At 59.2% G+C, this 25,263-nt stretch carries 28 protein-coding genes; 9 read left to right on the top strand and 19 right to left on the bottom strand.

From position 1 onward, the window contains the following. Positions 1 to 66 precede the first annotated feature (66 nt). Positions 67 to 1,029 (top strand): FAD:protein FMN transferase, encoded by a 963-nt coding sequence (locus tag V1599_RS16205; protein WP_395300421.1) that lies wholly within the window; start codon positions 67 to 69, stop codon positions 1,027 to 1,029. Here the strand turns inward: V1599_RS16205 and dcuR are convergent. Beyond that, positions 1,010 to 1,729 carry a two-component system response regulator DcuR gene (gene dcuR, locus V1599_RS16200; protein ID WP_112010573.1) on the bottom strand — a complete coding sequence of 240 codons (720 nt, stop codon included), beginning with the start codon at positions 1,727 to 1,729 and terminating at the stop codon, positions 1,010 to 1,012. The two genes, V1599_RS16205 and dcuR, sit on opposite strands and share 20 nt — an antisense overlap. Then, on the bottom strand, positions 1,726 to 3,354 hold the full coding sequence (locus V1599_RS16195) for a sensor histidine kinase (RefSeq protein WP_395300420.1): 1,629 nt from the start codon (positions 3,352 to 3,354) through the stop codon (positions 1,726 to 1,728). The genes dcuR and V1599_RS16195 overlap by 4 nt, the downstream gene beginning before the upstream one ends. A 166-nt stretch (positions 3,355 to 3,520) precedes the next feature. Between V1599_RS16195 and V1599_RS16190 the strand changes: the two genes are divergently transcribed. Beyond that, complete coding sequence (locus tag V1599_RS16190; protein ID WP_395300419.1) at positions 3,521 to 4,384, top strand: N-acetylmuramic acid 6-phosphate etherase; 864 nt, start codon at positions 3,521 to 3,523, stop codon at positions 4,382 to 4,384. Between the two features lie 58 nt (positions 4,385 to 4,442). Here V1599_RS16190 and ompC read toward each other — a convergent pair whose 3' ends face one another. Beyond that, complete coding sequence (gene ompC, locus V1599_RS16185) at positions 4,443 to 5,585, bottom strand: porin OmpC (RefSeq protein WP_112010576.1); 1,143 nt, start codon at positions 5,583 to 5,585, stop codon at positions 4,443 to 4,445. Between the two features lie 469 nt (positions 5,586 to 6,054). Between ompC and V1599_RS16180 the strand changes: the two genes are divergently transcribed. From V1599_RS16180 to V1599_RS16170, 3 genes are read left to right on the top strand one after another with little or no spacing between them, the layout of a single operon-like run. Continuing rightward, a complete protein-coding gene (locus tag V1599_RS16180; RefSeq protein ID WP_112010577.1) occupies positions 6,055 to 6,756 on the top strand; it encodes a phosphohydrolase in 702 nt (233 codons plus the stop codon). 43 nt (positions 6,757 to 6,799) lie between these two features. Beyond that, positions 6,800 to 8,230, top strand: coding sequence for a DNA cytosine methyltransferase (locus tag V1599_RS16175; protein WP_112010578.1), 1,431 nt, complete (start codon positions 6,800 to 6,802; stop codon positions 8,228 to 8,230). Next, on the top strand, positions 8,214 to 8,690 hold the full coding sequence (locus tag V1599_RS16170) for a very short patch repair endonuclease (protein WP_112010579.1): 477 nt from the start codon (positions 8,214 to 8,216) through the stop codon (positions 8,688 to 8,690). Before V1599_RS16175 ends, V1599_RS16170 begins: the two co-directional genes overlap by 17 nt. On the opposite strand, the gene yedA is transcribed toward V1599_RS16170, so the two are convergent. Next, the gene (gene yedA / locus V1599_RS16165) at positions 8,677 to 9,591 is read right to left on the bottom strand and encodes a drug/metabolite exporter YedA (protein WP_112010580.1); all 915 of its coding nucleotides are present in this window, start codon (positions 9,589 to 9,591) and stop codon (positions 8,677 to 8,679) included. The genes V1599_RS16170 and yedA overlap by 14 nt on opposite strands. 171 nt (positions 9,592 to 9,762) lie before the next feature. Here yedA and V1599_RS16160 point away from each other — a divergent pair, with 171 nt between their 5' ends. The 3 genes from V1599_RS16160 (at position 9,763) to dgcQ (ending at position 12,744) form a co-directional block, all read left to right on the top strand. Beyond that, positions 9,763 to 10,680, top strand: coding sequence for a DUF808 domain-containing protein (locus V1599_RS16160; RefSeq protein ID WP_395300418.1), 918 nt, complete (start codon positions 9,763 to 9,765; stop codon positions 10,678 to 10,680). Between the two features lie 78 nt (positions 10,681 to 10,758). Next, positions 10,759 to 10,941, top strand: coding sequence for a YodC family protein (locus tag V1599_RS16155; protein WP_112010582.1), 183 nt, complete (start codon positions 10,759 to 10,761; stop codon positions 10,939 to 10,941). A gap of 111 nt (positions 10,942 to 11,052) precedes the next feature. Then, positions 11,053 to 12,744, top strand: a complete 1,692-nt coding sequence (dgcQ, locus tag V1599_RS16150; RefSeq protein ID WP_395300417.1) for a cellulose biosynthesis regulator diguanylate cyclase DgcQ — start codon at positions 11,053 to 11,055, stop codon at positions 12,742 to 12,744. A 295-nt stretch (positions 12,745 to 13,039) separates the two neighbouring features. Here the strand turns inward: dgcQ and yodD are convergent, their stop codons facing one another. Further along, a complete protein-coding gene (yodD, locus tag V1599_RS16145) occupies positions 13,040 to 13,267 on the bottom strand; it encodes a YodD family peroxide/acid resistance protein (protein ID WP_112010584.1) in 228 nt (75 codons plus the stop codon). Between the two features lie 127 nt (positions 13,268 to 13,394). Here yodD and dsrB point away from each other — a divergent pair, with 127 nt between their 5' ends. Further along, the gene (gene dsrB, locus V1599_RS16140) at positions 13,395 to 13,583 is read left to right on the top strand and encodes a protein DsrB (protein ID WP_395300416.1); all 189 of its coding nucleotides are present in this window, start codon (positions 13,395 to 13,397) and stop codon (positions 13,581 to 13,583) included. A gap of 103 nt (positions 13,584 to 13,686) precedes the next feature. Here dsrB and rcsA read toward each other — a convergent pair whose 3' ends face one another. From rcsA to fliF, 14 genes are all read right to left on the bottom strand, one after another. Next, a complete protein-coding gene (rcsA, locus tag V1599_RS16135; RefSeq protein ID WP_112010586.1) occupies positions 13,687 to 14,310 on the bottom strand; it encodes a transcriptional regulator RcsA in 624 nt (207 codons plus the stop codon). 296 nt (positions 14,311 to 14,606) lie between these two features. Next, positions 14,607 to 15,392: a flagellar biosynthetic protein FliR gene (gene fliR, locus V1599_RS16130; protein ID WP_395300415.1), complete on the bottom strand. Its 786-nt coding sequence runs from the start codon at positions 15,390 to 15,392 to the stop codon at positions 14,607 to 14,609. Between the two features lie 7 nt (positions 15,393 to 15,399). Then, positions 15,400 to 15,669: a flagellar biosynthesis protein FliQ gene (gene fliQ / locus V1599_RS16125; protein ID WP_112010588.1), complete on the bottom strand. Its 270-nt coding sequence runs from the start codon at positions 15,667 to 15,669 to the stop codon at positions 15,400 to 15,402. A 10-nt stretch (positions 15,670 to 15,679) separates the two neighbouring features. Beyond that, positions 15,680 to 16,417 carry a flagellar type III secretion system pore protein FliP gene (gene fliP, locus V1599_RS16120; RefSeq protein WP_112010589.1) on the bottom strand — a complete coding sequence of 246 codons (738 nt, stop codon included), beginning with the start codon at positions 16,415 to 16,417 and terminating at the stop codon, positions 15,680 to 15,682. After that, positions 16,417 to 16,791 (bottom strand): flagellar biosynthetic protein FliO, encoded by a 375-nt coding sequence (gene fliO, locus V1599_RS16115; protein ID WP_112010590.1) that lies wholly within the window; start codon positions 16,789 to 16,791, stop codon positions 16,417 to 16,419. The genes fliP and fliO overlap by 1 nt, the downstream gene beginning before the upstream one ends. A gap of 2 nt (positions 16,792 to 16,793) precedes the next feature. Beyond that, complete coding sequence (fliN, locus tag V1599_RS16110; RefSeq protein WP_101737389.1) at positions 16,794 to 17,207, bottom strand: flagellar motor switch protein FliN; 414 nt, start codon at positions 17,205 to 17,207, stop codon at positions 16,794 to 16,796. Next, positions 17,204 to 18,208 carry a flagellar motor switch protein FliM gene (fliM, locus tag V1599_RS16105; RefSeq protein ID WP_112010591.1) on the bottom strand — a complete coding sequence of 335 codons (1,005 nt, stop codon included), beginning with the start codon at positions 18,206 to 18,208 and terminating at the stop codon, positions 17,204 to 17,206. The genes fliN and fliM overlap by 4 nt, the downstream gene beginning before the upstream one ends. Before the next feature lie 4 nt (positions 18,209 to 18,212). Further along, positions 18,213 to 18,683, bottom strand: a complete 471-nt coding sequence (gene fliL / locus V1599_RS16100) for a flagellar basal body-associated protein FliL (protein ID WP_395300414.1) — start codon at positions 18,681 to 18,683, stop codon at positions 18,213 to 18,215. Between the two features lie 105 nt (positions 18,684 to 18,788). Further along, positions 18,789 to 19,997 carry a flagellar hook length control protein FliK gene (gene fliK / locus V1599_RS16095; RefSeq protein ID WP_395300413.1) on the bottom strand — a complete coding sequence of 403 codons (1,209 nt, stop codon included), beginning with the start codon at positions 19,995 to 19,997 and terminating at the stop codon, positions 18,789 to 18,791. Next, entirely contained in the window at positions 19,994 to 20,437 is a 444-nt protein-coding gene (fliJ, locus tag V1599_RS16090) for a flagellar export protein FliJ (protein ID WP_112010594.1), read from the bottom strand. The genes fliK and fliJ overlap by 4 nt, the downstream gene beginning before the upstream one ends. A 21-nt stretch (positions 20,438 to 20,458) precedes the next feature. Next, entirely contained in the window at positions 20,459 to 21,829 is a 1,371-nt protein-coding gene (fliI, locus tag V1599_RS16085; protein ID WP_395300412.1) for a flagellar protein export ATPase FliI, read from the bottom strand. Continuing rightward, positions 21,829 to 22,536 carry a flagellar assembly protein FliH gene (gene fliH / locus V1599_RS16080; RefSeq protein ID WP_112010596.1) on the bottom strand — a complete coding sequence of 236 codons (708 nt, stop codon included), beginning with the start codon at positions 22,534 to 22,536 and terminating at the stop codon, positions 21,829 to 21,831. The genes fliI and fliH overlap by 1 nt, the downstream gene beginning before the upstream one ends. After that, positions 22,529 to 23,527 (bottom strand): flagellar motor switch protein FliG, encoded by a 999-nt coding sequence (fliG, locus tag V1599_RS16075; protein WP_112010597.1) that lies wholly within the window; start codon positions 23,525 to 23,527, stop codon positions 22,529 to 22,531. The genes fliH and fliG overlap by 8 nt, the downstream gene beginning before the upstream one ends. Further along, positions 23,520 to 25,199, bottom strand: coding sequence for a flagellar basal-body MS-ring/collar protein FliF (fliF, locus tag V1599_RS16070; RefSeq protein ID WP_395300411.1), 1,680 nt, complete (start codon positions 25,197 to 25,199; stop codon positions 23,520 to 23,522). Before fliF ends, fliG begins: the two co-directional genes overlap by 8 nt. Positions 25,200 to 25,263 lie beyond the last annotated feature (64 nt).

Below are 25,263 nucleotides of genomic sequence, written 5' to 3'. Positions count from 1 at the left end.
GCAGCGTTATCCGGCAATTTCCCCGGCGGCGCGGTGCCTGCCGGGGCTACAGCTAAGGAAACTGCCATGTCTGATGACAACCGCGTCTACAGCTACTCCACCGTCCTGATGGGCTCGCCCATTCTCCTTAAGCTCTTTTCCCACGACGAGGCGCTCGCCTCCCGCGTTTTTCGCCTCATCAAACGCTACGAAGACCTGCTTACGGTAAACCGCGCCCAGTCGCAGGTGATGGATATTAACCACGCCGCCGGGAAGCACGCCGTGGCGGTCAGCCGTCCGGTATTCGAGCTAATACGCTGCGCCAAAGCGGCGAGCATGATAAAGGACAGCGCGTTTAACCTGGCCATTGGCCCGCTGGTGAAGCGCTGGAAGATCGGCTTTCAGGGCGACAGCGTGCCGCCCGCCGATGAGATTGCGGCGCTGCTCACGATAACGCGCCCTGAAGAGGTGATGCTGGACGAGGCCAGCAGCAGCGTGTTTTTAGCGCGTCCCGGCATGGAGATTGACCTGGGGGCGATTGCCAAAGGCTATATCGCCGACAGGGTGCGGGATTACCTGCGAAAAGAAGGCGCAGATCTCGGCCTGATTAACCTCGGCGGAAACGTTCAGACGCTGGGATCGCCGGACGGCGGCTGGAGCATCGGGCTGAAAAAGCCGTTCGCCGGTGACGCGCTGATCGGCACCCTGACGGTTGAAAACCGCTCGGTCGTCACCTCCGGCACCTACGAGCGCTACTTCGAGCAGAACGGCAGGCGCTATCACCACATTCTTGACCCGCGCACCGGCTACCCGCTGGACAACGCGCTGGACAGCGTCACCCTCATTTCGACGGATTCTATCGACGGCGATATCTGGACCACGCTGATGTTCGGCATGGGCGTGGAGAAGGGCTGCGCCGCGCTGCGCGCCCGGCCCGATATCGAGGCTATCTTTGTCACCAAAGCAAAAGAAGTGGTGCTCTCTTCAGAACACCACTTCCGCTTTACCCTGCTGGACAACGGCTACAGGGTTACTGGCAGTACTGCTTGAGCAGGCCGGTATGCTCCGGCTGGAGCCGGTAGCGGTAAACGGGACGCCCGGTGGCGCCGTAGTGGATGCTGGTGAAGAGGATATTAATCTGCGCCAGCCAGATCAGATACTTGCGGCAGGAAACGCGGGAAATGTTGACCGCGTTTGCCAGATCGTCGGTAGAAAACTCGCTCTCCGGGTGCGCGTCAATCCACTGGCAGATGGTGCGCAGGGTTTGCGGGGTCAATCCTTTTGGCAGCTTTTTGCTGTCCGCCAGCTCCGGCGCGCCGCCGTGCAGCAGCCTGTCCACGTCGGCCTGCTCGTAATACTGGTGCGAGCCCATCAGATTGCGCTTGGCCTTCCAGCCGTTGAGCGCCTCTTCAAAGCGCGGGAACTGGAACGGCTTGATCAGATAATCCACCACGCCGTAGTGCATGGAGGTCTGGATCGTGGCGGCATCCGAGGCGCTTGAAATCATAATCACGTCGATCTGGCGGCCCGACGCCCGAATCACCGGCAGCAGATCGAGGCCGTTATCCTGCTGCATATAGACGTCCAGCAGCACCAGATCGACGGGCTGAGCGGGATCATTAATGATGGCCTCCGCCTGGCCGAGCGTGGAGGCGACGCCGCAGCAGCTAAAACCCTCAACGCGGTTAACGTACAGACGGTTGAGGTCGGCTACCATGGCGTCATCATCGACAATTAATACATTTATCACGCGATATTCCTCTCGCTATCCCAGGGGATGTGAACAAAAAATTGGGTAAATACGCCAGGCTCAGACTCGACGATAATGTCTCCGCCAAGGTTCTGGATCTGCTGGCGCGCCAGGAACAGCCCAACGCCGCGGTTTTCACCTTTCGTTGAGAAGCCCCGGATAAAGACGTCGTCCAGATGCTCAGGATCGATGCCCGGACCGTCGTCGCTGACTTCACAGCTAAGCCAGCCGTTTTGATAGTGCAAAAGCAGGGTTATCTCGCCCTCGGCCTGATCGGCCATGGCGTCGAGGGCGTTTTCAATCAGGTTCCCCAGCGCCGTTACCAGCACGGCGACCTGCTCTTCGCTGGCCGTATCGGGGATGTGGCACTCGTCCGCCAGCGTCAGGGTGATGCCCGCCTCTTTAGCCCGGTTGATTTTCCCCAGCAGGAAGCCCGCAATCACCGGCGATTTAATCTTGCGCTGAACGGTGCCGATGTCCGTCTGGTAGATGTGCGCCGTCTGGAGAATATACTCTTCCAGCTTGTCGTAGCGCTTAATGTGCAGCAGGCCCAGGATTACGTGCAGCTTGTTCATAAACTCGTGGGTATGCGCGCGCAGGGCGTCGACATAGTTCACCATGCCGTCCAGACGCTGCATCAGCTGGCTGATTTCCGTTTTATCGCGGAAGGTGCTGATCGCGCCAATCACCCGGTTCTGACTTTTAACGGGCACCATATTGCAGAGTAGCAGACGCCCGTTGCAGCCGATCTCCTGATCTTTACGCGCGATGCCGGTTTGTGACACCTCGCGCAGGCTGGCGAGCAGCGCCGCGTGGGGCGGGTTGCCGCTGCCGTCCGCATGCTGACCCGATGGCAGAAGCAGTATTTCGCGCGCGGCGTGGTTGATCATCGTCACGCGACCCTGAATATCCACCGCCACGACGCCTTCACGCAGCGACTGCAGCATCGCCTGGCGCTGCTCAAAAAGCGCGGAGATTTCGTATGGCTCCAGGCCGAACAGGATACGCTTCAGGATGCGCACCAGGCCCCAGATCGCCAGCGAGCTCATCAGAATACTGAACAGGATGGTCCAGACGGCGTTCAGCCGCCCGCGGGTGATTTGCTCCTCGACCTTTTTCAGCGAAATGCCCACGACCACGACGCCAATCTGGTCGTGCTGGTCGTCGTAGACGGGAGTAAATACGCGCAGCGCTTCGTCGAGGACGCCGCGGTTAACGGACACGTTTTCTTTCCCTTCCAGCGCCGGGGGCAGGTCGTCGCCGATAAAATGCAGCCCCAGCAGCGCCTCGTTGGGGTGCGAATAGCGAATACCGCGCATGTCGGTGACGACGGCAAACAGGAGGCCGTTGCGCTTTGTAACGGCCTGCGCGATGGGCTGAATGATATCCGCCTGCGGCGGCTGCAACAGCCCGCGCTTGATCTCCGGGCTGTCGGCCAGCGTGCGGGCAATGCCGAGAGCGGTGTCCTTGACGTCATCCCGCGTGGCGTGGGTGATTTGCACGGAATAGAGCGCAAAGACCAGCAGCAGCACGGAGCCGATAATGGCGCAGACCATCAGCGTGACCAGGGTGTACAGTTTCATGGGGCGCCTGCGCGTCTCAGGGAAAGGCTGCAAATCGCTCATTACCGCTCCGCGATGAAGAAGAAAAGGGGGTAATTATTACCGATGACGGCCATTTCTTAAAGCCATGTAAATCTGGCCGTTGCGCCGCTTTTTCGTGAGCCCCCTCGCAGGTCAGCCATATAAAACACTTTATAGTGTGTGGGAACTCATAATAAGGAGGCTGTTTATGAGCACTATGCTTACCGGTTTGGTCAAGGAAAGACGGCACGCCAGCACGATAAATATCGACAGATTGTCCACGCTGGACATGCTGAACGTTATCCACCAGGACGATGCCCTTATCTCTGAATCTCTCACTCCGTTCTTACCAACCCTCGCCCGCGTGGTGGATAACGCGGCGGCGACGCTTAGCCACGGCGGCCGTCTGGTGCTGGTGGGGGCGGGCGCTTCCGGGCGCATAGCGCAGCAGGCGGCGGACGAATTTGCGCCGGGCAAACATCCCGTTATCGCCCTTTGCGCGGGCGACGACGCCGGAAGCTACGAGCGCGGCGTGGCCTGCCTGCAGGCGATGGCGTTCGGCGAGCATGACATGATGCTGGCGCTGACCGTCAGCGGGAAAACGCCGTGGGTCTGGGGAGCAATGCGCCACGCGTGGTCGTTAGGCGCATCCGTCGCGGTGGTGACCGTGGACGCGCAAAGCGAAGCCGCGCAGCTGGCAAGCATGGTGATTGCGCCCGCGCTGGGGGCGGAAGTCGTCGCAGGCTATAGCCATCCGAAAGCGGGGGTTGCGCAGAAAATGGTCATGAATATGGTCATGACCGGGCTGGCAGTGCGCAGCGGACGGGTCTACAGCAACCTGCGCGTCGACCTGGACGCCAGCAGCACCAAATGGCAGGAGCGCCAGATCGCCATCGTGATGGAAGCGGGCGGCTGTACGCGCGCCGTGGCGAAAGCGGCGCTGGAAAGCTGCAACCAAAACTGCAAAACGGCGGTGCTGATGGTGTTGACCGGGCTGGACGCGTGGAAAGCGCACGAGCTGCTGGCGCAGAATAACGGGTTTATTCGCGTGGCGCTGCAGGAAGCGCCGTAGCGCTGTGGTGAAGACACAAAAAAAAGGCCGCAATCGCGGCCTTTGCTATTTTTACCAATTAGAACTGGTAGGTCATACCGATACCAACGATGTCGTCGGTAGAGATGCCGAAGTCGGTATACAGCTCGTCATTAGAATCCAGCATGTTGATTTTGTAGTCAACGTAGGTGGAGAAGTTCTTGTTGAAGGTGTAGGTCATGCCCAGGTCGATGTAGTTAACCAGATCCTGGCTGTAGCCCTGACCGTTCAGGTCTTTACCTTTTGAGTAAACCCATGCCAGGGAAGGACGCAGGCCGAAGTCGAACTGGTACTGTGCAACCGCTTCGAAGTTCTGGGTCTTGTTAGCAATGCCGGTGTCGCCGAATGGCGTCATGTTGCGGGTTTCCGCATACATCATGGCCAGGTAAACGTTGTTCGCGTCGTACTTCGCGCCAACGGTCCAGGCTTCTGCACGATCGCCAGCGGCTACGCCATAGCCTTCATAGCTTCTGCCGTAAGCAACCTGTGCGTTAGTACGGTCAGAAGAAGAGTACGCCGCGCCCAGGCTCAGGCCGGACAGATCGCCCGCGAAGTCGTAGGAGGTGGACATGCCGTAGCCGTCGCCGTTCTGGAAGCGAACGTTGTCGTGACCGTTTTTGGTGCCTTCCTGATTTTCTTTAGCGTTAGCACCTTCGTTCGCGCCCTGGTACTGCAGCGCGAAGTTCAGGCCGTCAACCAGGCCGAAGAAATCGGTGTTGCGGTAGGTTGCCAGGCCGTTAGCGCGGCCGTTCATGAAGTTGTCGGTCCAGGTGTAAGAGTCACCGCCGAACACGGGCAGCATATCGGTCCACGCTTCAACGTCGTACACCACGCCGTAGTTACGGCCGTAGTCAAATGATCCGTAGTCGGCAAGCTTCAGGCCAGCGTAGGCCAGACGGTTGAAGGATTTGTCGCCAGCGCTTTCAGTATTGTTTGCGTAGGTTTTGTATTCCCACTGGCCATAACCGATCAGATCGTTGGTGATCTGGCTTTCGCCTTTGAAACCAACCTGAACGTAGGTTTCATCGCCGTCGTCGCCCGGGTTGTCGGAGAAGGTGTGACGCGCATCAACTTTACCGTACAGATCGACCTTGTTGCCGTTCTTGCTGTAGATCTCTGCCGCATTTGCCGCGCCAGCCATTAATAAAGCGGGTACTAAAATCGCCAATACTTTTCTGTTCATTATATATTCCCTTAAACTATAATAGATTTGAATATATGTAGTCACCCTCCGTGACTACAGCATGGATACTATTCCAGGACATCTCTTTTTAGTTCAGAAATAAATGTAATTAAATCATAATAAGTATTTCAAAATGTGTTTATAAATCTCAATATTTTTCATGTGAATGTTTTTGTTGATCGCATTTTTCATATCTATATGTATTTATTGTCTTTTTGAATGCGTCTTTGAGTTGTTATTTCTTCGGTGATTATATTTTTACAGGCGCTTTGCTCAGCGGGTAAGATAATTTTCGTCATGCCTTGCAGCGTGTGATAGAAAATCCTTAATTAAATGAGAATATCCTAATTAAAATTTCAAGACCTGAGGAAAATACGCCATCAAGAATAATGTCGTCGCGATGAATTTCTCTGAGTGTCAGCCCGGATGAATATTGTTATCGTACTTCTTTTACTCGCGAGGCATAACGATGGAACTTGCGCAGTGGCAACACCGCTTTGAAGGCTGGCTTGAGCAACACCATGCGACGGACGACAGCGCGCATGATATTTCTCACTTTCGACGCGTCTGGATGACGGCGCAGAAAATCATGGGTGACCAGGCGGCCGATCCGCTGGTGACCCTTACCGCCTGCTATTTTCATGACATCGTGAGCCTGCCGAAAAATCACCCGCAGCGCAGCCGCTCCTCGCAGCTGGCGGCGCGGAAAACGCGCGACATACTCAGGCGTGATTTCCCGGATTTCCCCGTCGAGGCCTATGCCGCCGTGGAGCACGCCATCGAAGCGCATAGCTTTAGCGCGGGCATTGCGCCCGTCACGCCTGAAGCCAAAATCGTGCAGGATGCCGATCGGCTGGAAGCGCTTGGGGCGATCGGCCTCGCGCGCGTCTTTGCCGTGTCGGGCGCGCTGGGCGTGCCGCTGTTCGACGCCGTCGATCCCTTCGCCGACGCGCGGGAATTGAATGATGCCGCGTACGCGCTCGATCATTTCCAGACGAAGCTGCTGCGCCTGCCCGAAACGATGCAGACGCCTGCCGGGCGCGAGCTGGCGCGCCACAATGCCGATTTTCTGATTCACTTTATGGCCAAACTCAGCGCAGAATTGCAGGGGGACTGCCTGGGCGTTGATGGCCGGGTGCTGAGCCGCTTTCGCCACAGTTTGATATCCTGAACTGTGTTACTCTGTTTTCAGTCTATATTGTGCGGTTGAGAGAATGCAGGAATTACACACAGTGATGGAGCCCGCGTCCGAGCGGGTGGTGAAATCAACGGCGACGGTGCAGGCCTTGCTGCGCCAGCTGCTGGATATTTATGATGCCAAAACTCTGGCAAACCAGCTCGAGGCGCACGGCGAGAGCCACTGGAGCCCCGCCATTCTCAAAAGACTGCTCACCAGCGACCGCGCGGGGCATCGCCTGAGCGAAGGTGAGTTCCGCTATCTGCAGCACCTGCTTCCGCGCCCGTCTGCCGCGCACCCTCATTACGCCTTCCGTTTTATCGATCTCTTTGCGGGCATTGGCGGTATCCGTCACGGGTTTGAGGCCATCGGAGGCCAGTGCGTCTTTACCAGCGAGTGGAACAAGCACGCGGTGCGCACCTACAAGGCCAACTGGTACTGCGACCCGCTGGAGCACCGCTTCAACGCCGATATCCGCGACGTGACCCTGAGCCATAAAAGCGGCGTCAGCGATGAGGAGGCCGCAGAGCATATTCGCAAGGCGATTCCGGCGCACGACGTTCTGCTGGCGGGCTTTCCGTGTCAGCCGTTTTCGCTGGCGGGCGTATCGAAGAAAAACGCGCTGGGCCGCGCGCACGGCTTTGCCTGCGACACGCAGGGCACGCTTTTTTTTGACGTCGTGCGCATCATCGACGCGCGTCGTCCGCCCATTTTCGTGCTTGAGAACGTGAAGAACCTGAAAAGCCACGACGGCGGTAAAACCTTCCGCATCATTATGCAAACGCTGGACGAGCTGGGCTACGACGTGGCCGATGCCGAGCATATGGGCGCCGACGACCCGAAAATCATCGACGGCAAGCATTTCCTGCCGCAGCACCGGGAGCGCATCGTGCTGGTGGGGTTCCGTCGCGATCTGAACCTGAAGGGCGATTTTACCCTGCGCGATATTCCGGCGCTGTATCCCGCGCGCCGTCCGACGGTGGCCGATCTGCTGGAGCCTGCCGTTGACGCGAAATTTATTCTGACTCCGGTGCTGTGGAAATACCTCTACCGCTATGCCAAAAAGCATCAGGCGAAGGGGAACGGCTTTGGCTTCGGGATGGTCGATCCCACCGATCCGCACAGCGTCACGCGCACGCTGTCGGCGCGCTACTACAAGGACGGGGCCGAAATCCTCATCGACCGGGGTTGGGATAAGGCGCTCGGCGAGAAGGATTTTGACGATCCGCAAAACCAGCTTCACCGCCCGCGCCGCCTTACGCCGCGAGAGTGTGCGCGACTGATGGGGTTCGAAACGCCGAACGGCTACAGCTTCCGCATTCCGGTGTCGGACACGCAGGCCTACCGCCAGTTTGGTAACTCCGTGGTTGTGCCCGCGTTCGCCGCGGTGGCTAAGCTGCTGGCCTCGCGGATTGCGCAGGCCGTGGCGCTGCGCGCGCGCGAGGCCGTCAATGACGGACGTGCATAATAAAGCCACGCGCAGTAAAAACATGCGTGCCATCGGCACGCGCGACACCGCGATTGAAAAGCGCCTTGCGGGCCTGCTGACCCAGGCCGGGTTTACCTATCGCGTGCAGGACAAGGCGCTCGCCGGACGTCCCGATTTCGTTGTCGATGACTATCGGTGCATCATCTTTACCCACGGCTGCTTCTGGCATCATCACGACTGCTACCTCTTCAAGGTGCCGGCGACGCGCACCGACTTCTGGCTGGAGAAGATTGGCAAGAACGTGGCGCGCGACGCCCGCGATACCGCCGCGCTGATCGCGCAGGGCTGGCGGGTACTGGTGGTGTGGGAGTGCGCGCTGCGCGGGAAGTTAAAGCTGAAGGATGCGGCGCTGGCGGAGCGCCTGGAAGAGTGGATCTGCGGCGGCGGTCAGGCCGCGCAGATCGACACGCAGGGCATTCACCCGGTTACGATTTCTTAACCTCACAGGGCGTCACCACCGGCTTCGCGGGCAGCAGGTATTTGCCCAGCGTCACCAGCACCACCGCAAACACGATTACTCCCAGCGCCAGCCATTCGATGGTGGAGAGCGTTTCACCGGCAAAACCGGTTCCCAGCAGCACGGCAACAACCGGGTTAACGTAGGCGTAGCTGGTGGCGACGGCGGGGGAGACGTTGCGGATCAGGAACATATAGGCGTTGATGGCGATCACCGAGCCAAACAGCGCCAGATAGCCCACGGCGAGGAAGCCCGAAAGCGGCGGCATCGCCGTCAGCTTTTCACCGGTCAGCAGCGAGGCGATAAGCAGCACGATGCCTGCCGCCAGCATCTCAATCGCTCCCGCCATCATCCCGGTCGGCAGCGCAATGCGCGAGCCGTACACGGACCCAAACGCCCAGCTCATCGAGCCGATCAGAATAATCACCGCGCCCCACGGGTTGCCGCTTAGGTTGCCACCGCTGTTCAGCATCACGATCCCGGCAAGCCCGATAGCAATGCCCAGCCACTCCAGCTTGCGGGTACGAATGCCAAACAGGCGGCTAAAGCAGAGCGTAAACAGCGGTACGGTCGCCACCACCACCGCCGCGATGCCGGAGGGCACGTTGCGGTGCTCCGCAATGGTGACGAACCCGTTGCCGACCGCCAGCAGCAGCAGGCCAATCAGGGCGGCGTTCAGCATCGGGCGAAGCGGCGGGAGCCTGTGGCCGCGAAGCAGCAGAAAGGCCAGCAGCACGATCCCGGCGGAAAGAAAACGCACGCCGGCCATCAGCAGCGGCGGCCAGCTTTCTACGCCGATGCGAATAACGAAATAGGTGGAACCCCAAATGATATACAGCGAAAAAAGTGCCCCAATGAGCGGTAATAATTGCCGAAAACGCATAGTCCCTCACGACGGAATAAAAAGGTCGCTCATAGTAAACGCCAAAACTATCGGGCTGGCGAGTGCTTTAACTGGCGCGAGATGTGAATTTTATGTTGACTTAATGTGCCTGTTTCCGGGTTGCCGCTTTTGCTCCATACTATTCATGTCATTACTAAAAAAAGAAGGATAGTGATTTTGGCAGGAAGTAGCTTATTAACATTACTGGACGATATTGCCACCTTGCTGGACGATATTTCCGTCATGGGAAAACTGGCCGCCAAGAAAACGGCCGGCGTGCTGGGCGATGATTTATCGCTGAACGCCCAGCAGGTGAGCGGCGTGCGGGCGAACCGCGAGCTGCCCGTCGTGTGGGCCGTGGCGAAGGGCTCATTGCTCAATAAGGTGATCCTCGTGCCGCTGGCGCTGCTGATCAGCGCCTTTATCCCCTGGGCCATCACGCCGCTGCTGATGATTGGCGGCGCATTTTTATGCTACGAAGGGGTCGAGAAGGTGGTGCATACGCTGTCTTCCCGTAAGGAGAGCGACACGCCGGAGGTGCGCCAGCAGCGCCTCGAGTCGCTTGCCGCGCAGGACCCGAAAACCTTTGAGCGCGATAAGGTCAAAGGCGCTATTCGTACCGATTTTATTCTCTCGGCGGAAATTGTGGCGATCACGCTCGGCATTGTCTCCGAGTCGCCGCTGCTTAACCAGGTGCTGATCCTGGCGGGCATTGCGATTCTGGTGACGATAGGGGTGTACGGCCTGGTGGGGGTTATCGTCAAGCTGGACGATATGGGCTACTGGCTGGAGCAGAAAAAAAGCGCCGTGGCGCGGGGCATCGGCAAAGGCCTGCTGGTGATGGCGCCCTGGCTGATGAAAAGCCTGTCGGTCGTCGGAACTTTAGCCATGTTCCTGGTGGGCGGCGGCATTGTGGTCCATGGGATTGCGCCGCTCCACCATGCGATTGAGCATTTCGCCTCCTCCCAGGGTGCGGTTGTGGCCTCGATTCTGCCTACGCTGCTGAATTTGGTTCTGGGCTTTATCATCGGCGGCATCGTGGTCGGCGCCGTGAACCTGGTGGAAAAAGCGCGCGGCTCATCGCATTAATTGTTACCTTACTAAGGAGGCAAAAAGGCCGTTCCTCGTCTAAATTGAAAACGTTTCACCCTGATACGGGAGGCAGGTATGGTCTTTTTGGTCAGTGATGAAGTTAAGCCTAAGAATGGCGGCCCGAGCATGATCGTGACCGGGTATGCCAGCGGAATGGTGGAATGCCGCTGGCACGATGGCTATGGCATCAAGCGGGAAGCTTTTCGTGAAGATGAGCTTCAGCCGGGAGACGCGGGGCAAAGGCACGATAAGACTTAATCACGCGACGCCCGGCTTGCCGGGCGTTTTTACGGCTGGCTATCATACCGCCGGGTTTCGCATGTCCGGGGTACGTGTGAAGGGGTGTTAAATGGCAATCAGGGAGTGTGTGTGCAGCGCGATACCTATGACGTGAAGCGAACGGTTCTGCAATGGCTGCGTAAGCGCAGCAATCCCGGCCTGATTGTTAATCTCTGTTTTCTGGTAGTGCTCATTTTTTCAACCCTTCTGACCTGGCGTGAAGTCGTGGTGCTGGAGGGGGCGTACGTCTCAAGCCAGCGCAATCACCTTGAGACGGTCGCCAGTTCGCTGGACAGGCAGCTGCAGTTCAGCGTTGATAAGCTGCTTTTCTTCCGAAAGAGCATGGGCGAAGCGCTGCAAACGCCGCTGGCCTTTGCCGTGCTGCAGGATGCCGTTTCGCGCTTCAACCTAGTGCGGACTCGCGCCTCGTGGCAGCTAGCGGTTGATAAGAACCGCACGCTGCCGATTAACGGCGTGTCCGACGCCTTTGTAAGCAAAACGACGCTTCTCAACCGCGACGACGCGCGGATCGATCGTGAAATTTCCGCCGCGCTGGAAGTGGGCTATCTGCTGCGCCTGGCCTCGTCGGCAGTCAAAAAAGAAGCGCGCGGCATGTACGTCTCCCGCGCCGGCTTTTGGCTCGCCACCGACACCCCCGCGAAGAATGCCGACGCGGTGTCTCGCTATTATCAGTTTGTCACTCAGCCGTGGTTTACCCTCCAGTCAGAGCGCGAAAACCGCGCCCGCGCCGTACGCTGGTTTTTCGCCTCCTCGACTCAGCATGCCGGAACGATCACCGCCAGCGTGCCGGTCTATTTCGATAACTACTGGTACGGCGTGGTGGCGATGGATTTTTCCAACGACACCATACGGCGCCTGCTGGTGGATGCGGTAGACGATCGTACGGAAGGGGAATATCAGCTTTACGACACCCGGCTGTCGCTGATCGCCTCCTCAGCGCCGTCAGCCGACAGCATCAACCCGTTTGACGCGGCGGAGCTGGCCCAGATTGCCCATGCGATAGAAAGTGACACCGAAGGCGGCGTGCGCCTGGGCAGCCGCTTCGTCAGCTGGGAGCGGCTGGATCACTTTGACGGGGTCATGCTGCGCGTCCACACGCTGGATGAAGGCGTGCGCGGCGATTTCGGCAGCATCAGCATCGTGCTGGCGCTGCTGTGGGCCTTATTCACCGCGATGCTGCTGATCTCGTGGCTGGTTATTCGCCGGATGGTCAGCAACATGTACACGCTTCAGCACTCGCTGCAGTGGCAGGCCTGGCACGACCCGCTCACGCGCCTCAATAACCGCGGCGCGCTGTTCGAGCAGGCGAAAATTCTGGGGGAAAAGTGCCAGAAGCAGTCGCGGCCGTTCTCCGTTATTCAGATCGACCTCGACCACTTCAAGGGCATCAACGACCGCTTCGGCCACCAGGCGGGGGATAAGGTGCTGTCCCACGCCGCGGGCATCATCGCCAGCGGGCTGCGCGACAACGACGTAGCAGGACGCGTTGGGGGAGAAGAGTTTTGCGTGGTCCTGCCGGGCATTGCGCTTGCGGAAGCGGCGACGATTGCCGAGCGGATACGCATGCGCATTGACGCCAAAGAGATCCTCGTGAAAAAGAGCACCACGATCCGCATCAGCGCATCGTTTGGCGTAAGCTGCGCGCATGAAAAGGGCAACTATAGCTTCGAGCAGCTCCAATCGATTGCTGACGACAGGCTGTATCAGGCCAAACAGCGGGGGCGCAACCGGGTGGTCTGGCGCGATGAGGGGAAAGCATAAGAAACGCTGATGCATGAGGTGAGGCTTATTAAGATTATTCCTAAAAAATTGCCGTTAAGTTGGCGAAAATTCTTAGCTCGTCTCGTGAGGCCCGCATTCTGCGCGCACTTCTCTCTTTTAGGAAAATGACTGGCGATAAGTTATACATTCACGAAAAGAATATATGCTTGTCAGCCATATTGGTAGAGGATACTGTGGCTGCTGCATCGGATTTCCTGGTGTAACGAATTTTCAAGTGCTTCTTGCATAAGCAAGTTTCATCCCGGTCATACCCATGGCCGGGATTTTTTTCGCCTCAGCGGTTCGTTTCAGAGACGCTGAAATCATGAATATCGAGCTCAAAGGCCTCGGCCAGCTCGCGATAGGTGTGATAGTCCCTCCCGTTGACAATGACCCGGTCAGAGCCATCCTCCGTTCGACGCACCTCGGACTCGCTGATCTCATTGATCGCGGCAAGCAGGGCATCGACGTCCACTTCAACCTCACGTTTGATGGTGTCGCTGTACTCTTTATCGGTCTTCATTGCAGTTACCTCCGTTAAGCATGTCCTACACAGTATAGACCGCGCAGAAAAACGCCATTCGCGCCGGGAGAACGGTGTCAGTTAATGCGTTTTGTTCTACACTGGCTCAAAACCACAGGAGGAATCTATGAAGGTCAACGATCGGGTTACTGTTAAAACGGACGGCGGACCGCGCCGCCCGGGCGTCGTGCTGGCGATTGAAGAGTTTAGTGAAGGCACCATGTACCTGGTCTCGCTGGAAGACTACCCGATGGGCATCTGGTTCTTTAACGAGCTGGGGCATCCGGACGGTATCTTTGTCGAAATGGCCGAATAGCGCGATGTCGGGTACACGCCCGACGCCGGTAGCGAACGATAAATAGCAAAAATCTCTGGCCAGGCCAGAGATAGAAGGTAGGGGACAGCAGGTAAAAAGCCGATCAGCGCATATTAACGAATATCCCATTCGTCACATTATCGGTCAGGCGCACTACATGATATATGACTTGCTTATTATGGGTTTTAATTTTCCTTTTAATATTTCCTTTGTGCGATGAAACGGTCTTGGCTTTGATATTCATCTGATCGGAAATCTGAATAGTACCTTGTCCGGCCATCCACATACGCAACATGCTTGATTCAGTTCTACTTAATGACAGGGTGGGCAAGTTAACTACCCCAACATTTTTTACTTCTTTATTCAAATAATCGCCCAAAATGTCGTCCAGTGACTCCGGTTTTATCGATTTTGAGCTGATCAATAAATTTTTCCTGACCAGCAAATATTCGTCAAAGTGAATATTGGCTATCGCCATAAAAACAATAAACATTGTCTTCGGATGCTGATTAATGATTAGCTTAATTTTCTGACTGTTGGCTGGGTCGTGTATGAAACAGTCCTCATTAATAAACACCACGCCTGGCTTGAACTCCTCACAAGCGGCTGCAAGTTCGTCAACGGTGTGCGCATCGTTGATTTCTCTCTTTCGTACCCCTCTGCTTGCCAAATACCCGGTTAGCCCTAACCGGGTGTAGCTGCATAAATCCATAATGATCGTTGACATGGCATACCCTCACTCAATGCGTAACGATAATTCACCATCTGCCTGAGAGCTCATAAACAGCCATACGGGATGGAAAAACGTAATAAACCTGTGAGCATGACAAAGACTTTCAGGCGGCACTCACTATCCCGTAAAGTTACGTATAATTTGCCAGGAATCTTCTTAAAGTAAAGTAAATATTAAGTATTGTGAAGTGGTTAGAAACATTTAAACCGCACCAGTTATATCCTGGTAGATGTTTTTCAGGATTTATTTTAGGAATATCCTCAGAAAGACATTGCAGAAAGTGCGGTTTATTATTTGCGTGGCAATTCGCTGACTATATCCGCTAAGAGGTTGAATATCTCGCTGAATAAATGTTCGCAGAAGGGGGCGATAAGTGGCATCAGGAATGACAGTAATAAAAGTCCGACCATCAGGGTAATCGGAAAACCGATGACAAATACCGAAAGCTGCGGCGCCATTCTGTTCAGCAGCCCTAATGAGAGGTTGACGGTCAACAGCAGGGTGATGATCGGCAGCGCCAGCATTAGCCCGTTGAGGAAAATCAGGCCCGCCGCGCGCACCAGCGCCAGAAACGCGTTGCTGTTTACCGGGTTTTCGCCAATCGGCAGGGTGTGGAACGTATCGACCAGCAGGGAGATCAGCCACAAATGGCCGTTGAACGACAGAAACAGCAGCATCGCCAGCATATCAATGATGCGGGCGATGACGGGCATGTTGAGGTGGCTTCCCGGATCAACGAAGGTCGCGAAAGACAGCCCCATCTGCAGGCCAATCAGCTCCCCGGCGGTACGCACGGCGGCAAAGGCTAGCTGCATTGTGAATCCTACGGCCACGCCGATCATCACCTGCTGCAGGGCAACCCATACCGCGTTGGCGGAAAAAATAGGAATATTCACCGGCGGCAGCGACGGGGCAATGATGACGGTGATGATGATCCCCAAGCCCAGCTTGACGCGCTTGGGAATGGCCTTCTCGCTCAGAATGGGGGCCGTTGAAATAAGCGCCAGCACGCGCAGCATCGGCCAGAAGTACAGGCCGAGCCACTGCATCCATTGATCGCTGGTGAAGTGCAGCATCGTATTATCAGCCGATGATGTACGGCAGGTTAGTAAACAGGTTGCGCATATAGTCCAGCAGCAGGTTGAGCATCCACGGCCCGGCGACGACAATCGCCACAAAGACGGCGATAATTTTCGGAATAAACGACAGCGTCATTTCGTTAATCTGCGTGGCGGCCTGCAGGATACTGATGATAAGGCCGGTGACAAGCGCAACGAGGAGCAGCGGGGCGGCGACGGCAATCGCGACTTTCATCGCTTCCGTGCCCATCATCATGACCGATTCTGGCGTCATTTCGCGCTCCTCAGCTGTAGAAACTTTGCGCCAGCGAACTCACCAGCAGCTGCCAGCCGTCAACCAGCACGAACAGCATGATCTTAAAGGGCAGGGCGATGGTGGCCGGGGGCACCATCATCATCCCCAGCGCCATCAGGACGCTGGCAATGACCAGGTCGATGATCAGGAACGGAATGAAAATGGTAAAGCCGATCTGAAACGCGGTTTTCAGCTCGCTGGTCACGTAGGCGGGCAGCAGAATGCGCATCGGCACGGCTTCCGGCCCCTGAATTTCGCCCGTATTCGCCAGGCGCGCAAACAGGGCCAAATCCGCTTCGCGCGTCTGGCGCAGCATAAACTCGCGCAGCGGCTGTGCGCCCTTGTCCAGCGCCTCCTGCATCGAGATCTTGTCTTCGCTGAAGGGCTGGTAGGCGTCGGTATAAATCTTGTCGATGACCGGGGACATAATAAAAAAGGTCAGAAACAGGGCCAGGCCCAGCAGCACCTGGTTAGGCGGGGCCGAGGGCGTGCCGAGCGCGTTTCGCAGCAGGCCAAACACGATAATGATGCGGGTAAAGCTGGTCATCATCAGCAAAATGGCCGGAATAAAGGTCAGCGAGGTAATGAAAACCAGCGTCTGAACGGGCAGCGACCAGCTCTGGCCGCCTCCGGCGAGCGGGGTGGAGACCAGGCCGGGCAGCTGTGCGTAGACGGCGGGAGCAAACAGGCCAACGCCCGCAAGCGAAAGGGACAACAAACGGCGCATTACGATCTCCCGGAACGCTTAAGCAAACTCTTCATGACGGACTGAAAATCTGCCGGGTTTTCTGCCGGCGCATCTTCGGCGGCGGGGGCAGGCGGCAGGGTATGCAGCAGGTTAATGTTCGAGGCGGTGACGCCCAGCACCAGGCGCGCGTCTTCAACGTCAACGATAACCACGCGCTCGCGCGGCCCCAGCGAGGCGCTGGCGCTGACCTTCAGGCCGCGCGCGGCGGCGGTTTTGCCCGCCAGGCCAAAGCGCTTCGCCAGCCACGCGGCGATAAGAATGAAGGCAATAATACCGAACAGCGCGCCGCTCACCTGAAGCAGCGGTGAGCCCGGAACGGCGGAGGGCTGCGATACGGTTGCCTGGGTTTTCATGCTTAGCGGCTCAGGCGACGCATACGTTCAGACGGGGTGATGATGTCGGTGATGCGCACGCCGTATTTATCGGCCACCACCACCACTTCACCCTGCGCAATCAGATAGCCGTTAATCAGGATATCCAGCGGCTCGCCGGCCAGCCCGTCAAGCGCCACCACGGAACCCTGCGTCAGGCGCAGCAGCTCTTTGATGGTCATCCGGGTGCGGCCCAGCTCAACGGTCAGCTTTACCGGAATATCCATAATCAGATCGATATCCTGAAGCGTGCCGCTCACGTCGCCGCCGCCTAACTGCTGGAACACGGCGTCCGCCGCGCTTTTGCTCGGGGTCGTTTTCTGCTCGTTTAACGCGTCAGCCCACAGATCGTCCAGTGCTCCGCTGTTCTCATCGGACGGATTGTTCATGTCACTCATTTGGGCTGTTCCTCATTCAGCGAATTTAAAATCGGGTTGATCAAGTGCTCAACGCGTAGCGCGTACTGACCGTTAATGGTGCCGTACTGGCTGGTCAGTACCGGTACTCCATCCACATGGGCAATGATGCGGTCGGGTTTGTCTATCGGCAGCACGTCGCCGGGTTGTAATTTCAGGATCTGCGAGAGCCGCATGGAGATATCGGCGAAGTTCGCCACCAGCTCCAGCTGGGAATGCTGCACCTGGCGCACCAGGTTTTCGCGCCAGTTCTGATCCTCGTGGCGGGAGTTCTCCAGCGGCGGGTTCACCAGCAGCTCGCGCAGCGGTTCGATCATGCTGAACGGCAGGCAGATGTTGAACTCGCCGGTCAGGTTGCCGATCTCCACGTGGAACGGCGTGTTCACCACGATATCGTTCGGGGAAGTGGTGATATTGGTGAATTTCACCTGCATCTCGGAACGCACGTACTCCACTTCAAGCGGGTTGATCGCCTTCCACGCGTCGCTGTAGGACTCCAGCGCCAGCTTCAGCATGCGGTTAATGACGCGCTGCTCGGTGTGGGTAAACTCGCGACCTTCAACCTTGGTCGGGAAACGACCGTCGCCGCCGAACAGGTTATCCACCGCAATGAACACCAGGCTTGGGGAAAACACCACCAGCCCGGTGCCGCGCAGCGGCTTCAGGTGAATCAGGTTAAGGTTGGTCGGCACCGGCAGGTTGCGGGCAAACTCGTGGTAGGGCTGGATGCGGATCGCGCCGACGGTAATGTCCGGGCTACGGCGCAGCAGGTTAAACAGCCCCATACGGAACTGACGCGCAAAGCGTTCGTTGATGATCTCCAGCGCCTGCAGGCGCTCGCGCACCACGCGGCGCTGGGTATTGGGATCGTAGGGACGAATATTGTCGTCGCCGCTCAGACCCGGTTGCGGATCGTCGGTTTTATCGCTGTCGCCGTTGAGCAGCGCGTCGATTTCTGCCTGAGAAAGAATGCTGTCGCCCATGTCGTTACCGCAGAATGAAAGCTGTGTACAGAACGTCAGTGACTTCCTGCTTAGGTTGACCGTTAACCAGCGGCGTTGCCAGCGTCTGCTTAATGGCCTCGACCAGCTTTTGCTTGCCGTCATCGGTGGCAAGCGTAGAGGCGTCCTGACGAGAGAACAGCAGCAGCAGGCGGCTACGCACTTCCGGAAGATAGTCGTTCAGGCGCGCGCGGGTCGCTTCGTCTTTCAGGCGCAGCGTAATGCCGACGTACAGCACGCGGTCCGCATCGCCCAGGTTAACCGTAAAGGTATCAAGCGCAAAGAAGACCGGCGCGGGCGGAGGAGGCGCTTCGGCTTTGGCCGCAGCGGTTGAAGGTTCCTGCTGCATACGCCAGTAACTATAGCCAGCGGTGGCGCAGGCCGCGAGCGTGATCAACACCAGCAGCGGGATCCAGATGGAACGCTTGCTTTTTTTGGTGATAGCGGAGTCTGTCATCTGATACGAGCTTCCTGTTTCGGTACAGCTAATACGGTGATTATCCCGTGTCCTGTCCGCGTCAAAGCGTGGAAAAGACGGGGATAATCACGCTACCTCTGGCGTTTAGGCGAAGATATCGACGGCGCCGCTACCGCGCGCGGCGGATTGCAGGGCGGTCGGGGTCGGCAGCAGCTCGTCGGCGTCATCGCCAAATCCGCCCTGTTGGCCGGAGCGCGACGCCTGCTGCTGGTGCTGGGAAGAGGACTGCTGCTGCCCGGCAAAGCTCTCGCTGCTGACGCTGCTCTGCGAAAGCTGAATGCCGCTTTCAGCCAGCTGGGTGCGCAGCACCGGCAGCGCGGCTTCCAGCGCGGCGCGCACGTGGCTGTGCGGGGAAACCATCTGCAGCTGGGCCTGGTTATCGTCCAGCTTGAGGGAGATGTGGACCTGGCCCAGATCTTCCGGGTGCAGGCGCAGCTCGGCGGTCTGCTGGCCCTGCTTCGTGAACAGCGTAATGTGCTGGCCGAGCGCCTGCTGCCATTCGCCGGTGCCGAGCGGCTGGCTCAGCACGGGGGCGGTGGCAACGGTGGCGGCGGCCTGCGGCACGGAATGGCTGCCCATTACCGGCGCCAGGGTGGCGGTCGGGCTTGTGGACGTGGCCGCGCTGGCGACGTCCGGCTTGTCCGCCGCGGCAACCGCCGGGGCCGCCGCAGGCAGCGCGTTGTCCGCACTCTGCGCCAGAGGCTGATAGCCAGCCTGCGCCTTTTCATGATCCGCAGAAGCACCGTTCAGCGCGGTCTGCTGGGCCAGTCCCGGCGAAACCTGCGCCCGCGCGCTCACGCCCTCGGCGCGGGTGGTCGGCGCGGTAGGCACCGCCATTGCCGCCTGCTGGTGCGGCAGCATCGCCATCAGCGCGCTGAGCCCCGCCAGCTCTTCGTCGGTCAGGTCGGTTTTGCCGTCATCTTTCGCTACCGCCTGCGTCAGAGACTTCAGCGCGTCGCCGTGTGCGGCGGGCGCTAAACCGGACACCAGGCCTTGCAGCGCATCCGTTGGCGATGCGCCATGTTCAGGCAGGCTCTCCTGGCGCGAGAGGAGATCCGCAAGCTTCGCCTGCAGCGAGGCGTCGCCGTCTTTATCCGTGGCGCTCGATAGCCTGCTCCCGGCGGCCTTCAGGTCGGCCAGGGTGAGCGGCGCATCCTTGTCCTGGCCGGTCGCCTCCGTCAGCGCGCCCGCGAGCAGGGAGAGAAAATCCTGCGCGGCCTCGGCGCCTTTCCCCGCTGGCGCGCCGCCAGGCAGGTCGCTGTCGGTCATCAGCAGCTGTTGTAGTGTGATCATTCCGGTTTCCTCATTGATGCGCGCTGGGCAAACTCATCCATTTTCTTCTGATCCAGACGGTTTTCCGCCAGGGTCGTGGCGGCCACCTGCCGGTCCTGTAGGGTTTGCCACGCCTGCAGCCGCTGTTTTTTCTCGCGCCAGAAGGTGAGCGCGGTGTCCACTTTTTCAGTCCACTGGTGCAGCTGCTGGCGGTGCTGCTCAATCGCCTTTTCAAGCGTCTGGATAAACTGCTGATAGTTAATCCAGCGCTGGCTGCCAATGCCCTGCGTCATGTCGGTATTAAGGTTGGTGCGATACTCGTGCTGATAGTCGATCAGCATCTTCAGCTGCTCTTCGGCCTGCTGGCATCCGCGCCGCATTGCACCAAGCTGCAGCGCGGCATCCTCCACCTCTTTTTCAGCCAGATCTTTTAGCGTTGATAACGCGCTGTTTTGCGCCATAACCTTCGCCCTCCACCTGTGTTACATCTGCGGGAAAATCAGCTCCAGAGCCTGGAGAGAGTCCTCCCAGTCGGCACGTTCAAAAATACCCTGTTGCAAAAACGCCTCCAGCTGCGGCCAGAGGGCAATCGCCTTGTCGAGCATCGGATCGCTGCCTTTGGCGTACGCCCCGACGCTGACCAGATCGCGGTTGCGCTGGAAGCTGGAAAGCAGCTGCTTGAAGTTACGCACGCGGGCGTAGTGCTTCTCGGTAATCAGCGCCGTCATCGCGCGGCTGATCGACGCTTCAATATCAATGGCCGGGTAGTGCCCGGCCTCGGCCAGGCGCCGCGAGAGCACGATGTGGCCGTCGAGGATCGCGCGCGCGGAGTCGGCGATCGGGTCCTGCTGGTCATCGCCTTCGGTCAGCACGGTATAAAACGCGGTGATGGAGCCGCCGCCGCTGATGCCGTTCCCCGCGCGCTCTACCAGAGCGGGCAGCTTGGCGAAGACCGAAGGCGGGTAGCCTTTGGTGGCCGGCGGCTCGCCGATGGCGAGGGCAATTTCACGCTGTGCCATCGCGTAGCGGGTCAGGGAATCCATGATCAGCAGGACGTGCTGGCCGCGGTCGCGGAAATCTTCCGCAATGCGCGTGGCGTAGGCGGCGCCCTGCATGCGCAGCAGCGGCGACACGTCCGCCGGGGCGGCGATCACCACCGAGCGGGCGCGGCCGTCCGCGCCGAGAATGTTCTCGATAAAGTCTTTTACTTCGCGCCCGCGCTCGCCGATCAGCCCCACGACGATCACGTCCGCCTGGGTATAGCGCGCCATCATGCCGAGCAGGACCGACTTACCGACGCCGGAGCCCGCGAACAGGCCCATGCGCTGCCCGCGGCCTACCGTGAGCAGGGCATTAATTGGGCGCACGCCGGTATCGAGCACGTGCTCAATGGCGGTGCGCTGCAGCGGGTTAAACGGCTGCGTAATCAGCGCGCCGGTTTCGGTAGTGTCCGGTGCGGGCAGGCCGTCGAGCGGCTTGCCGCTGCCGTCCAGCACGCGGCCGAGCAGGGCGGGGCCGAGCGGAAGCTGCTTGCCGCTCTGCAGGCCGTCGCCGCTCATGTTTTTGGCGTAGACTCGCGCGCCGGGCAGAATGCCTTCCACCTCTTCGAGCGGCATCAGGAACAGGCGCTGGCCGTTAAAGCCGACCACCTCGCTTTCCACTTCGCGCGTCTCCAGCCCGTCCTGACGCTCAATCACGCAGGTTGCCCCCAGCGGCAGCTGAAGCCCGGTGGCTTCCAGCACCAGCCCGGTGGCGCGCGTCAGGCGGCCGTAGCGGCGCACGGCGGGCAGCTGCGCCATCTTCGTTTCAAAGTTGTCGAGCGTGTTAAGCCAGCGGGTCAGGCGAGCGGTCATCAGACGACTCCCGGCGCGGCCAGGCGGCACAGTTCCTGCCAGCGGGTCGCCACGCTGGCGTCAAGATCGCCTTCATCTGCCGAAACCTTGCAGCCGCCGTGGTGCAGCGACGGATCGCCGCGCAGCCGCCAGCCGTGCAGGCTTAAGGTTGCGCCGAGGCTCTCCTCAACGCGCTGTAAATCATCAGGATGCACGCGCAGCTGCGGCTTGCCGCTGAACAGCGGCTCCTGCTGGAGCAGGCCCTGGATCTGCTTGATCAGCGCCGAGTTGTCGACGCACGGCGTCTGGCCGATCACCTGACGCGCGGCCTCCAGCGCCATCTGCATCAGGCGGGAGGCAATCACGCTGTCCAGCGCGTCGAGGGTGTTCTGAAATTCGCTGACCAGCTGCTGCATGCGGGCGTGGATCGGCGCCTGCTGCTGGCGGGCCTGCTCGGCACCGTGCTCCAGCCCCTGCGCCAGCCCTTCCTGGTAGCCCTGCTCGTGGCCTTTCTGCCGGCCTTCGCTGAGGCCGGCGTTATAGCCCTGTTCATGGGCCTGCATCTGCAGCTGCGCCAGCATCTGCGCGCGCTGTTCTTCTTCGCTCAGCTCGGGCGCGTCGGCCTCATCTTCACCCGCGTCGGCCTTGACGATCGCCGGAGTGAACTCCGTCAGGGGAGGGGCCAGATCGTCGGGCGTCCAGCGGGTCCAGGACAGCTCGTTAGACATAGGTGTCGTCTCCGCTGCCGATTACCATCTCGCCGGTTTCCGCCAGGCGACGAACGATAAGCAGGATCGCTTTCTGCTCGTTTTCCACCTGAGACAGACGCACCGGTCCGCGGTTGGCCAGGTCGTCGCGCAGGATATCCGCCGCACGCTGGGACATGTTGCGCAGGAACTTCTCGCGCAGCGGCTGCTCGGCGCCCTTGAGGGCAATAAGCAGGGATTCGGAATCCACTTCCTGAAGCAGGCGCTGGATGCTGCGGTCGTCCACTTCGACCAGATTTTCGAACAGGAACATCTCGTCGATAATTTTCTGCGCCAGCTCGCCGTCGAACTCGCGAACGGCCGTAATGACCGCCTCTTCCTGCTGGGTTTTCATCAGGTTGATGATCTCTGCCGCGGTTCTCACGCCGCCCATTTTGCTGCGCTTGAGGTTCTGGCCGTCGAGCAGGTTGTTCAGCACCTCGGTCAGCTCTGCCAGCGCGGCAGGCTGCACGCCGCCGAAGGTGGCGATACGCAGCATCACGTCGTGGCGCAGGCGCTCGTCGAACAGGGCCAGAATGTCCGCCGCCTGGCCGCGCTTGAGGTGAACCAGGATGGTGGCGATGATCTGCGGGTGCTCGTCGCGGATAAGGTCGGCGGCGCTCTGCGGCTCCATAAAGTTGAGCGTCTCGATGCCGCTGGCGGTATCGCGGGTTTCCAGAATGTCTTCCAGCAGGCTGGCGGCCCGCTCTTCACCCAGCGCCTTGACCAGCACGGAGCGCAGGTAGTCGTTGGCGTTGATGTTGAGCGCGGCAAACTGCTCGGCTTCCTGTTCAAACTCGGACAGCACGTCCGTCAGCTGCTTGTTGGAGATTTGGCGGACGTTTGCCATCGCCGCGCTGAGGATCTGCACCTCGCGCTGGGAGAGGTGCTTAAACACCTCCGCCGCGCGATCTTCGCCAATGGTCATCAGCAGGATGACGCTTTTATCGGTGCCCGTAAGCGTATTACTCATGTTCGTTACCCATCCACTGGCGGATGACCAGCGCGACGACGCGCGGATCGTTATCTGACATTTCGCGAATGCGCTGGCTCATCACCTCGGCGCCCATGCGCTGGTTGGCGCGGCGCTGCTGCATTTGTTCATCTTTGCTGAGGCGCACTTCAACCGCGTCTTCCGTTTCCTGGCGGGAGCTCATCTGCTCCAGCGCGGCCTTCTCGGCTTCAGCGCGGCGCTGCAGCTGCGGGCGAATGCCCTTACGCCACAGCAGCCACGCCACGATCAGCACCAGCAGCCAGCGGCCCGCCGCGATCAGCTGGTCGATAAACGCCTGCTGTTGCCAGAACGGCAGCTCGCCGCCGGACTCGTCCGTGGTGGTGAACGGCGAATTGACCACGTTGAGGGTATCGCCGCGCTTCTCGGAATAGCCCATCGCCTCGCGGGTCAGGTCCTCGATCTGCTTCATCTGCTCGGCGGTCAGCGGCAGCGGCTTGCCGTCCGGCAGGGTTTTGTAGTTCACGACCACGGCCACGGAGAGGCGCTGAACGTCGCCCACGTTTAGCTTGGTATGGCGAATCGTGCGGTCGACTTCGTAGTTGGTGGTTTCATTTCGGCTGCTGGTGCGCGGGCCGGAGGCGTTCGCCGTCGAGGTCGTCTGCGGGTTGTTTTGCTGGCCGTTCTGCGGGTTGGCCGGAGGCGTAGAGATCGGCGCCGAGTTAGCCGGGGCAGGCTGGTTGGAGAGCGCGCCCGGCACGCCGCCCGGGTAAGGGCCGCCAACCTGCTCGTTTTCATTCACCTGGCGAGAGCGCATCACCGCCTGAGACGGGTTGCCGTTCGGGCTGTACTGCTCTTCGGTCTGCTCTTTATTGGCAAAGTCGATCTGCGCCGTCACCTGCGCGTGGACGTTATTGTTGCCGACAACCGGGCCGAGGATTGCTTCAATGCGGCGCTGGAGGCGGCCTTCAACGTCAGCGGCATATTTAAGCTGCGCGTCGTTAAGATCGCGCCCGGCGCTGTTGTTCTGGGTTAGCAGGCGGCCGCTTTGATCGACCAGCGTGACGTTGCCCGGCGGCAGGCCCGCCACCGCGCTGGAGACCAGGTGGGTGACCGCGCTGATTTGCCCCTCGTCAAGGGCGCGCCCCGGTTCGAGGTTGACGGTCACGGAAGCGGACGGTGATTTTTGCTCACGCACGAACAGCGACGGCTTTGGCATCGCCAGGTGCACGCGGGCGGCTTTCACCGGGCCTAAGGTTTCGATCGTGCGCGCCAGCTCGCCTTCAAGGGCGCGCTGGTAGTTGACCTGCTCGCTGAACTGGCTGATGCCGAATTTTTCCTGATCCAGCAGCTCGAAGCCGACCGCGCCGCCCTTCGGCAGGCCCTGCTGCGCCAGGCGCAGGCGAAGCTCATGCACTTTATCGGCAGGCACTTCCAGCGCACCGCCGTTATCGGCAAAGCGATACGGGACGTTCATCTGGGTCAGCTGGGTGACGATGGCGCCGCCATCCTGATCGGAGAGGTTGCTGTAAAGCGTGCGGTAATCAGGGCTTTTCGCCCACAGGACCATCGCTACAAGGATCGCAATGGCGGCTGCGCCTGCCACGATCAACGGGATTTTAGGGTTCGCGCGAAGGCGGTTTATCCACTCTGCTGATTTATTCTGTGGCGCCGTTGATGCTGTTGCACTCATTGCGCACCTCTTAAATCCTGGTGGTTTACGTTATTCGTGTAGAGAAACAAAACTGACTCCCGGG

Origin of the sequence: Enterobacter sp. ECC-175, from assembly GCF_043968675.1 — a bacterium.
In the GTDB taxonomy this organism is placed as follows: Bacteria; Pseudomonadota; Gammaproteobacteria; order Enterobacterales; family Enterobacteriaceae; genus Enterobacter.
The sequence above is the reverse complement of the archived record's forward strand: the minus strand, read 5'-3'. Positions and strand labels throughout refer to the sequence as shown.